The organism is Bacteroidota bacterium (assembly GCA_034439655.1).
GTDB lineage: Bacteria > Bacteroidota > Bacteroidia > UKL13-3 > UKL13-3 > CANJUD01.
Genome location: JAWXAU010000122.1, coordinates 1 through 9,361, shown reverse-complemented (window position 1 = coordinate 9,361; position 9,361 = coordinate 1). Strand labels below are relative to the sequence as shown.

Genomic DNA, 9,361 nt, shown 5'->3' with positions numbered 1-9,361 from the left:
ATTAGCGGCTGTGTCGTATTCGAGCCACCGGTAAGGGTCTTGCACAGTGGTGCCATGATAATTATCGCTGTGGGTTTGTTTTTGTGTAACTGGATATTGGTACATTTTTTTTTGAGCTGATGCTGATTGGCAGCAAATAAAGATTGTTGTAAGTATGATAGTATATTTTTTCATAAAGGTAGGTACTATTATATTTTTTATCGTGCTTGATATCCTTTCATAATTCCTCTATCCGATTCTCTGATGAAATCCAATATCTCGTCACGCTCTTTGGTGGCAGGCATTTCTGCCTCAATTATTTGCATGGCTCTAGCGGTATTATGTCCTCTTAAAAAGAGCAATCTATATATCTCTTGTATCTCAGCTATTTTTTCGGAAGAAAAACCTCGTCTACGAAGACCTATACTATTTACGCCTTCATAACTCAAAGGTTCACGTGCTGCTTTTGTATATAAAGGCACATCTTTTCGCACCAATGAACCTCCTGATACCATTGCATGTTGGCCAATATTTACAAATTGGTGTACCGCCGAAAGTCCACCCACAATTGCAAACTCGCCCACAGTAACGTGGCCTGCCAATTGAACGGAATTTGCAAGGATACTATTATCGCCTATTATACAATCGTGGGCTACATGCACGTACGCCATCAATAAAGCATGACTGCCTACAATAGTTTTCCATTTGTCGGTAGTACCTCTGTTAATCGTTACGCACTCACGAATGGTAACATGGTCACCGATTTCGCAAGTGGTTTCTTCGCCTGCAAATTTCAAATCTTGTGGAATTGCAGATATAACAGCTCCTGGAAAAATACGGCAGTTTTTTCCAATTCTTGCCCCTTCAAATATCGTGACATTGGGTCCCACCCATGTGCCTTCGCCTATTTCCACGTTTTTATGAATCACAGTGAAAGGATCTATCACTACATTGTCGGCTATTTTGGCCTGAGGATTTACATATGCAAACGGTTGAATCATAAGATCATTTTATATTTTATATTTTATATTTTAGTGGTCAGCCCGCCGCGGCGGGCAGTGGTCAGTAGCCGACACCCAATGGCACTGATTACTAATTACTGTGCACTATAGTGCTGCTTTATTTAATCCTATATCTAATTTTTTCCAAGTTCCTTTTAACATATTGTATTTAAGCGTAGAAGGTAACGCATCTAACCAATATTTATTTACATTAACACTAAACGATGGCTGCATATAGCAATTCACCGTGCATCCTTCACAGCCAGGCAATCTTCCTTCGTTTGCTATATAATATTGTGATATAGCAGAATTGCGTAATTCGATTAAATCATTATTGATCGGCATTTTCTCTGCACCCAAATGGTAGCATGGCATTACTAATTCATTAAAAGGAGATATTACGATACTTGTAGTAGCTGCTTTACAAACTGGCTTATCAATATGATTACCTCCGTCCTTTCGCAAAGTAATGAAAGCTTTATTTAAGTATATATATTTCTTTTTACCCCATTGCAATAAATCATTAAGTTGTTGGTCGCTTATTTTACTACCAACGCCGTTGTATTCAAAAATGGGATTTAAAATCAATATGTATTTATTGGGCAGACAAAATTTGTTATATACTTCTTCTATTTCTTCTATGTTTTTTTCGCTTACTGTATATAATATATCCGGCCGCTCACCCAGCGATTTTGCTACTTGCAGTGATTCTACAAACTTATCATAACATTTAACTCCCCTACTTGCATTATGCTTTTCTTCATTGGCTGAGTCTAAACTAAAATGTAACATATCTATTAATCCTTTTAGCTTCTCGGCATATTTAGGATATAATAAAGTATTGGTGGTAACGGTAGTAATAAAATTATATTTTTTTGCTAATAGTAAAAGCTTGTCTAACTCTTGATGTAGTAAAGGCTCTCCGCCTGTAAAATCAATTACTTTCACTCCCAATTTTTTCAGTTGTACTAGGTTTTGTTCTACATTTTCGAGCGTAACATAAGGACTTGGTTTTTCCCAAATATCACAAAAACTGCACTTTGCATTGCAACGATACGTTACATAGTAATTGCACAGAACAGGTTTTTTGCGAAGCAGCATTTCTATAATACTATTAGTTTAATACATAACGTGCTTTAAGTGCTACAAAAGTAAAATCAATTTCTTTTGGACTGCCAATGAGGTAAGCTGTCGGCGACCAATCTATTGCTAATACAATGGGTGCTTCAGCAAATTTATATTCCAGGCCGATATTGCCAGCTATCCCTGCTCTTAATTGGGTGAAAGGTAGCTTTGTGTACAGTGCAGTTATTCCCCCTCCGAAATAAAATTTTGCTCCCTCCGATTTCATATCTTGGTGAAATTGAAATAAGCCCATTACCCAGATATCACTAAAACCACTGCTTAATCGAGTGCCTGCTACAAAATCCAAAGCTCCCTTATCACTTATAAAAGCTTTAAAATTGAGGCCCGTTGGCCTGCCAATGGATGCTCCGATTGAACTCTTATAATTTCCGTCTTGTGCAAAGGTGCTTGATGCGAAAAATAAAGAAATTCCAATAATTACAGGGACTAAAATAATTTGTTTGTTCATATACTTTTTATCTATTTATATATTGTTGGTCGTAATATTTTTGATAATTTCCCGAGGTTACATTATCCAGCCATTCTTCGTTCTGCAAATACCAATCAATTGTTTGCGATAGTACACCTTCAAAATCCCCAGTTGGTTTCCAGTTTAAATTGTTTTGTAGTTTTGACGAGTCTATAGCATATCTGAAATCATGGCCTGCTCTATCAGTAACATAGGTAATCAGTTTTAGCGATTCACCCGCTGCTCTGTTCAGCTTGCCATCCATCAAATTGCATAATAATTTTACCAAGTCTATATTTTTCCACTCGTTGTTTCCGCCTATATTATAGGTTTCGCCCAATACACCCTCGTGATATATAGTATCAATAGCTCGTGCATGATCGGCTACCCATAGCCAGTCTCTAATATTTTCACCTCTACCATAGATAGGCAATGGTTTGTTGTTTTTAATATTATGGATACATAAGGGAATCAATTTTTCGGGAAAATGGTGTGTGCCAAAATTATTAGAACAATTGCTGATTTTTACAGGCATCTTATAGGTATCATAATATGCCCTCACAAAATGGTCGCTTGCTGCTTTCGACGCAGAATAGGGAGAATGCGGGTCGTAATGGGTTTCTTCTGTAAATTTATCATCATCGCCCAAAGTACCATACACTTCATCGGTAGAAATATGATAGAACATTTTGTTGTCATAATTATTGCCCCATATATGTCTACAGGCATTCAATAAATTTACGGTACCTATTACATTGGTTTGTACAAACTCAAGCGGATTTAAAATAGAACGGTCTACATGGCTTTCGGCTGCAAGATGTATTACTCCATCAAATTGTTCCTGTTCAAAAAAACTGGTAATAAAATCATTGTCTACAATATCGCCTTTTACAAAAGTATAGTTAGGTTCATGCTCAATATCTACAAGATTTTGAAGGTTTCCGGCATAGGTTAGTTTGTCCAAATTATATATTTGGTAATGGGGGTATTTTTTTACAAATAGACGCACCACATGTGAGCCTATAAATCCTGCCCCGCCTGTTATACAAATTTTCATTTTTGCTTATTAGTTATATCCGCATTGGCGGGTTGTTTTTTTACTACTTGTGCCATCATATCCGCTTCCGACACCAATCTATCTCCTACATAAGCTGACCCTTTCATTATAGCCAAACCACGTCGGAAAGGTTGTGTGAGTTCTAGTTTTAAAATGAGGGTGTCGCCGGGAACTACTTTGTCTTTGAATTTTGCATTGTCAATCTTTACAAAATACGTTACATAATTTTCTGGATCGGGCACTTGGCTTAATATTAAAATACCACCAGCTTGTGCCATGGCTTCTATTTGCAAAACCGCTGGAAACAATGGCTCCGTAGGGAAATGTCCTGCAAAAAAATATTGATCGTGGGTAATGTTTTTTATTCCTACCACGCTAGTTGCTGTCATATCTATGATTTTATCTACCATCAAAAACGGGTGTTTGTGTGGCAACATCTTCATAATAGCAACTGTATCATGAATTGGTTTTATGTTGGGATCATAGATAGGAGCACCGCTTTTTTTCTTCGATTTTTTAATAAGGGCTTTTATTTTTTTTGCAAAAGCTACATTGGCAGCATGCCCTGGTCTGGCCGACATAATCTGTGCTTTAATGGGCATACCAATTAGTGCTAAATCGCCTACCAAGTCAAGCAGTTTATGACGTGCGGGCTCATTTTGAAAACGCAATTCCACATTATTTAATATTCCTTCTTTGCGTACTTCTACTTTGGGCTTATTAAATAATCCAGCCAAGTGATCCAGTTCATCATCCGTTACCACACGGTCAACTATTACAATAGCATTATTCAAATCGCCGCCTTTTATTAAATCATTTTTTAATAATGCTTCAAGCTCATGCAAAAAACAAAAAGTACGGCAACTTGCAATCTCTTTTTTAAATTCCTTCAAACTGGTAAGCGATGCGTGCTGACTGCCCAATACGGGCGAATTATAATCCACCATCACCGTGAGCCTATAATCGTCGAGGGGCATGGCAATCATTTCTACACCGCGGTCTTCTTCTAAATAATGGACGTTTTGAGCCAAGTTAAAATATTCCCTATCTGCTTCTTGCTCTATAATACCTGCCGATTGTAATGCCTCCACAAAGGGCATGGCACTACCATCCATTATGGGAATTTCGGGACCATTTATTTTAATAAGTACATTGTCAATCTCAAGGCCGGCAAGTGCTGCCAAGCAATGCTCAACTGTAGCTATCCTAGCTCCGTTTTTTTCTAAAGTTGTTCCCCTGCTCACATCAACCACATAATCTACATCTGCTTCTACAATGGGCTCCCCGGGCATATCTGTGCGTTGGAATTTATATCCGTGATGTTCTGCGGCAGGCCAAAATTCCAAACTTACCTGCGACCCCGTATGGAGACCAATACCTGTAAGTGATACCGATTTTTTTATGGTTGTTTGTTTTAAATTCATAGTGTACTACAAGTATTATATATATATATTTATTTCGACAAAAATATATTATAGCTGTTCGTTTAATTTTTTAATTATCCTTTCAAGTTCATTGATTCTTTTTGCCATTTCGGGCAAATTTCTATAGGCTGCCTGCATTTTGAAAGACTCACGTAATTCATATATAGGCGAACCTATCCATGCTTTTTTCTCTTCGGTTATATCTTTCATAATACCCGATTGGGCTCCTATCTGTGTGCCGTTTGCTATGTTCACATGGCCCACAAATCCTACTTGCCCGCCTATCACACACTGCTGCCCCAACTTGGAGCTGCCCGAAATCCCGGTCAATGCTGCAATTACTGTGTTTTCGCCTATCTCACAATTATGTGCCACTTGTATCAAGTTGTCCAATTTCACGCCGTCTTTTATAATTGTGCTGCCCATGGTGGCTCTGTCTATCGTACAATTTGCACCTATCTCTACGTTATTATATATGATAACATTTCCCATCTGCGGTACTTTTTTATAGGTCCTGTCGGGTTGTGGTGCATGACCAAAACCATCCGATCCTATAATAGTTCCTGCATGCACTATACAGTTGTTTCCTATCTCACAATTATAATATATTTTTACACCTGGATATATAATAGTTCCAGAACCTATTTTTACATTTTTGCCTATATATGTTTGCGGATAAATCATTGCACCATCAGCAATTGTAGCTCCTTCTTCTATCACGGCAAAATCGCCAATATATATATGATTTCCCAATACAGCACTTTGGTGCACTGAGGCTTTTTCGCTGATGCCTTCATAGCTTGGCAACTGTTGTTGATGGTATTGCTCCAATAAATTTGTAAAGGCAGCATAAGGGTCATCCACCTTAATTAAGGTAGTAGTAATCGTTTGTTGTGGATTAAAGTTCTTAGCCACCAAAACTACTGACGATTTGCAGGTATACAAAAAGTTTTCGTATTTGGGGTTTGCGAAAAAGCTGAGGGTTTCAGGTTCGCTTTGGTCGATTTTTGAAACACCCTTTACCACCGCATACTCATTGCCAACAAGCTCACCACCTGTGAGTTCTGCTAATATTTTTGCGGTTATCTGCATCGTGTTTTGTTTGTGCAAAGATGGTATTGAATTCGCTAAAATAAAATTATTTAATTTGCCTTGAAACACATATAATATTTCGACATAGATTTATACACCGAAGGAATATTATATTGTTGCGAAACCATTGACAAATCGGACACCTCCCCATTTTTCATCAAAATTTTAATGCCCTTTTCTTCTTTGTCATAGGTAATATTCGACACGGTTCCTTCATATACAAAATAAGAAGCATCTTGCAGACTCACGCCATACTTTTGAGATATTTCGGTTTGCTTTTCTAATAATACTTGCAACGAGATGGGGCTGTCTTGTAAAATTACTTTGGGCAAATTACGGTCGACCATCCATTGGCACAATAAGGCTAAAACCTTATCAGGGGCTTCAGTCCAACTTTTAATGGATGCGAGCACATCAAAATCGTCGAGCTTCACAAACTGACTTAATATATGTTTTTTGTTGCTATTAAATTGCCCGGTATTTATTTGTTGTTGCAAGAAATACTGCAAAGTAGGTGTGGCAAAAAGCTCAATACCCTGTTGCGAAACATATTTTGCCCTTGTCAAAATATTGATTAACAGACTTTCGGCAGCTATTACTGTTTTATGAAGATATACTTGCCAATACATCAGACGGCGGGCTAACAAGAATTTTTCGATAGAGTAGATGCCTTTTTCCTCTACCACCAAGTCATCATTGTACACATCGAGCATGTGTATGATACGGTCGAAACCTACGGTGCCCTCCGAAACACCCGTGTAAAAACTATCCCTCCTCAAATAATCAAGGCGATCCATGTCCAGTTGCCCACTGATAAGTTGATGAAAAAATTTGCGGGGATATTCATTTTTAAATATCTGAATTGCCGTTTGTAATCGCCCATCAAAAGCATCATTAAGCTCATCCATCAAGGCCAATGAAAGTTCTTCGTGGTGTACTTCAATAATTGAATTTTCCAAAGCATGGCTGAAAGGCCCATGCCCCACATCGTGCAATAGTATAGCAACAGATGCCGCCTCGGCTTCATGCTCAGAGATTTCTACGCCTTTAAATCTCAAGTTTTCTACCGCCATTTGCATCAAGTGCATAGCCCCAATAGCATGGTGGAAGCGGGTATGCAAAGCACCGGGGTATACCAGGTTGGTCATTCCCAATTGGTTAATTCTGCGAAGTCGTTGAAAAGTTGGAGTTTCTATGATGTCGAATACAAGTTCATAGGGCACATTTACAAGGCCGTAAACAGGGTCGTTAATAATTTTTCTTTTATATTTGGACACAAGATAAATTTAAAATGCGGTTTTTTTATTGTGCAAATATCCGTCATTTGCAGCTACTTTTGTTCGCCTAAGTCAATTTAGTCCTTCCTAAATACATTGGGAACGATAAAAGGAAACAAATCAGCACGATGAAAAAAATGGGACACTATAGTAAAGCCATGAGGTTAATATATATAATATATTTTTCTTGTCTCCATTCGGTTTATTTTTGTGAATCGCAAAATATAATAAAGTCGGCCCCTGATTACCTTTTTAACAGCAAGGCAAATATTACATGGTGCGGTAAAATTGCAAAGGAAAATGTTTTTTCTCTATCCAAAAATGAAAGTGAAAATAAAAAAGTATATGTACAGACTTATTCTGACGAGATGCAAGTTTTGCAGTCGTTTAAATTAAAACCCAAATCTCGTAAAAGTCGTATCATTCATACGTTAGCGTTTGATAACCATGTATTGCTCCTCACCAAAAAACATGATATCTTTAAAGCAAAAAATACCGTGTATATTGAAAAATTTGCATATAATGGCAAGCCCTTGGGTAACCCAGCAAAAATTGCTGAAACGCCCTTGAAAAGTTATAAAGACGATGGTGAATTTATTATAGATCAAAGCCCTGACAAAAGCAAAACACTATTATTCAATACCGACTATAATGCAAGTGGAGAATTTTCCATGAACATTACTGTGTTTGATGGTGATGGAAATTTGTTGTATGATACAAGTTTAGTACCAGGCTATACAAACGACAATGTAGATATAGAGGAAATACAGATGGATAATGGGGGCAATTTTTATATGCTTAGCACCGAGTATCTGGATTCCGTTTACCACAAAATACCCTCCAAATATAAGCACAGTATACACTATTATAATGCTAAAGATAGAACAATGTCGCGGCTTATCATTCCTTCTGAGAATTATTATATCAAGCAGGCTACATTTTTGGTTGACCCGAAACATCATAAAATTATCATACAAGGCTTTGAAGGCTCAGAAGAATCAGATAAGATAGATGGGATGTTCCACTGTGAGTTTAATTTAGAAACACCCGCACTTGTTCAAACAAAAAACCACAATTTTAACGATAGCGATCGTATAAAGTTTTTGGGTAATCGTGTGTATTATTTCTCCTCCGACTTGAAAGATTATTATATAAAAAATTTCTACCCTTTCGAGAATGGTAAAACTTTATTGGTTGCCGAAAAGTATTATACAAGTCAGCAGAGCACCAATTATTTTGTGAACGGCACCATGCAAACCACCTATCGTACTATATTTATATATAATGAAATAATATTAATTTGCCTCGATAGTGCCGGGAATTTATGTTGGAAAGAAGCCATTCACAAAAACCAAAGCACCTTGAACGATGATGGAATTTTCTCCTCATTCACCACTATGGTACTGCCCGATAGGATTATTTTTTATTATAATAAACTCGACAGAAAAAGCTCTGGTATTATAGAAGTGACGGTACTTGCAAATGGTAAAATGATAGAGCGTTCTCTTAGCTCTAGTGCTGAAGACGAAACCATGATAGTTCCTGTAGAATCTAGACAAGTAGCGAAAGACCAAATGCTGATGGTGACGCAAGAGAATAAGAATTATAGTATTTGGAAGATGAGGTTTTAGTATAATATATACTTAGCATAATCACCTATACTTTTCAAAATTCCTGTTGGGTAATAAACAAATAATTAGAACCATATTTACCTATAAATCCGCCACGGCAGAAAAACCACCGAATAGGTGGAAAAAAATTTTGCAGGAAATCATGTTCAATAACAGGAAATTATACCATTTCTTAACCTAAAATAGTTCTCCGACAGCGGCGGATTAGTTTGTAGAATGGTAATGCCGAACTACATCCCGAAAGCCCCGCTTAATCCCGATAATTATCGGGATGCGGGGGAATTAGTCCCTTTCTTTTGGACTATT

General features: G+C 37.4%; 8 protein-coding genes. 1 reads left to right on the top strand and 7 read right to left on the bottom strand.

Annotated features, from left to right (window positions below; genetic code table 11):
• Positions 1-197: 197 nt before the first annotated feature.
• The 7 genes from lpxA to SGJ10_08645 all read right to left on the bottom strand — a co-directional run bounded on the left by lpxA (position 198) and on the right by SGJ10_08645 (position 7,424).
• Positions 198-980 carry an acyl-ACP--UDP-N-acetylglucosamine O-acyltransferase gene (gene lpxA / locus SGJ10_08675; GenBank protein ID MDZ4758198.1) on the bottom strand — a complete coding sequence of 261 codons (783 nt, stop codon included), beginning with the start codon at positions 978-980 and terminating at the stop codon, positions 198-200.
• Positions 981-1,085: 105 nt separating this feature from the next.
• Positions 1,086-2,081, bottom strand: coding sequence for a radical SAM protein (locus SGJ10_08670; GenBank protein ID MDZ4758197.1), 996 nt, complete (start codon positions 2,079-2,081; stop codon positions 1,086-1,088).
• 13 nt (positions 2,082-2,094) lie between these two features.
• Complete coding sequence (locus SGJ10_08665; protein MDZ4758196.1) at positions 2,095-2,574, bottom strand: hypothetical protein; 480 nt, start codon at positions 2,572-2,574, stop codon at positions 2,095-2,097.
• A gap of 7 nt (positions 2,575-2,581) precedes the next feature.
• Positions 2,582-3,631: a dTDP-glucose 4,6-dehydratase gene (gene rfbB / locus SGJ10_08660; GenBank protein ID MDZ4758195.1), complete on the bottom strand. Its 1,050-nt coding sequence runs from the start codon at positions 3,629-3,631 to the stop codon at positions 2,582-2,584.
• On the bottom strand, positions 3,628-5,055 hold the full coding sequence (locus tag SGJ10_08655; GenBank protein ID MDZ4758194.1) for a bifunctional UDP-3-O-[3-hydroxymyristoyl] N-acetylglucosamine deacetylase/3-hydroxyacyl-ACP dehydratase: 1,428 nt from the start codon (positions 5,053-5,055) through the stop codon (positions 3,628-3,630). The genes rfbB and SGJ10_08655 overlap by 4 nt, the downstream gene beginning before the upstream one ends.
• 48 nt (positions 5,056-5,103) lie before the next feature.
• On the bottom strand, positions 5,104-6,147 hold the full coding sequence (gene lpxD / locus SGJ10_08650) for a UDP-3-O-(3-hydroxymyristoyl)glucosamine N-acyltransferase (GenBank protein ID MDZ4758193.1): 1,044 nt from the start codon (positions 6,145-6,147) through the stop codon (positions 5,104-5,106).
• 50 nt (positions 6,148-6,197) lie between these two features.
• Complete coding sequence (locus SGJ10_08645; GenBank protein ID MDZ4758192.1) at positions 6,198-7,424, bottom strand: HD domain-containing protein; 1,227 nt, start codon at positions 7,422-7,424, stop codon at positions 6,198-6,200.
• A 128-nt stretch (positions 7,425-7,552) separates the two neighbouring features.
• On the opposite strand from SGJ10_08645, the gene SGJ10_08640 reads away from it, so the two are divergent.
• Complete coding sequence (locus SGJ10_08640) at positions 7,553-9,055, top strand: hypothetical protein (protein MDZ4758191.1); 1,503 nt, start codon at positions 7,553-7,555, stop codon at positions 9,053-9,055.
• Positions 9,056-9,361 lie beyond the last annotated feature (306 nt).

Excerpts from the sequence above, each read along its gene's own strand:
- lpxD (MDZ4758193.1), bottom strand. The coding sequence starts at position 6,147 with ATGCAGATAACCGCAAAAATATTAGCAGAACTCACAGGTGGTGAGCTT.
- lpxA (MDZ4758198.1), bottom strand. The coding sequence starts at position 980 with ATGATTCAACCGTTTGCATATGTAAATCCTCAGGCCAAAATAGCCGAC.
- rfbB (MDZ4758195.1), bottom strand. The coding sequence starts at position 3,631 with ATGAAAATTTGTATAACAGGCGGGGCAGGATTTATAGGCTCACATGTG.
- SGJ10_08665 (MDZ4758196.1), bottom strand. The coding sequence starts at position 2,574 with ATGAACAAACAAATTATTTTAGTCCCTGTAATTATTGGAATTTCTTTA.
- SGJ10_08670 (MDZ4758197.1), bottom strand. The coding sequence starts at position 2,081 with ATGCTGCTTCGCAAAAAACCTGTTCTGTGCAATTACTATGTAACGTAT.
- SGJ10_08640 (MDZ4758191.1), top strand. The coding sequence starts at position 7,553 with ATGAAAAAAATGGGACACTATAGTAAAGCCATGAGGTTAATATATATA.
- SGJ10_08655 (MDZ4758194.1), bottom strand. The coding sequence starts at position 5,055 with ATGAATTTAAAACAAACAACCATAAAAAAATCGGTATCACTTACAGGT.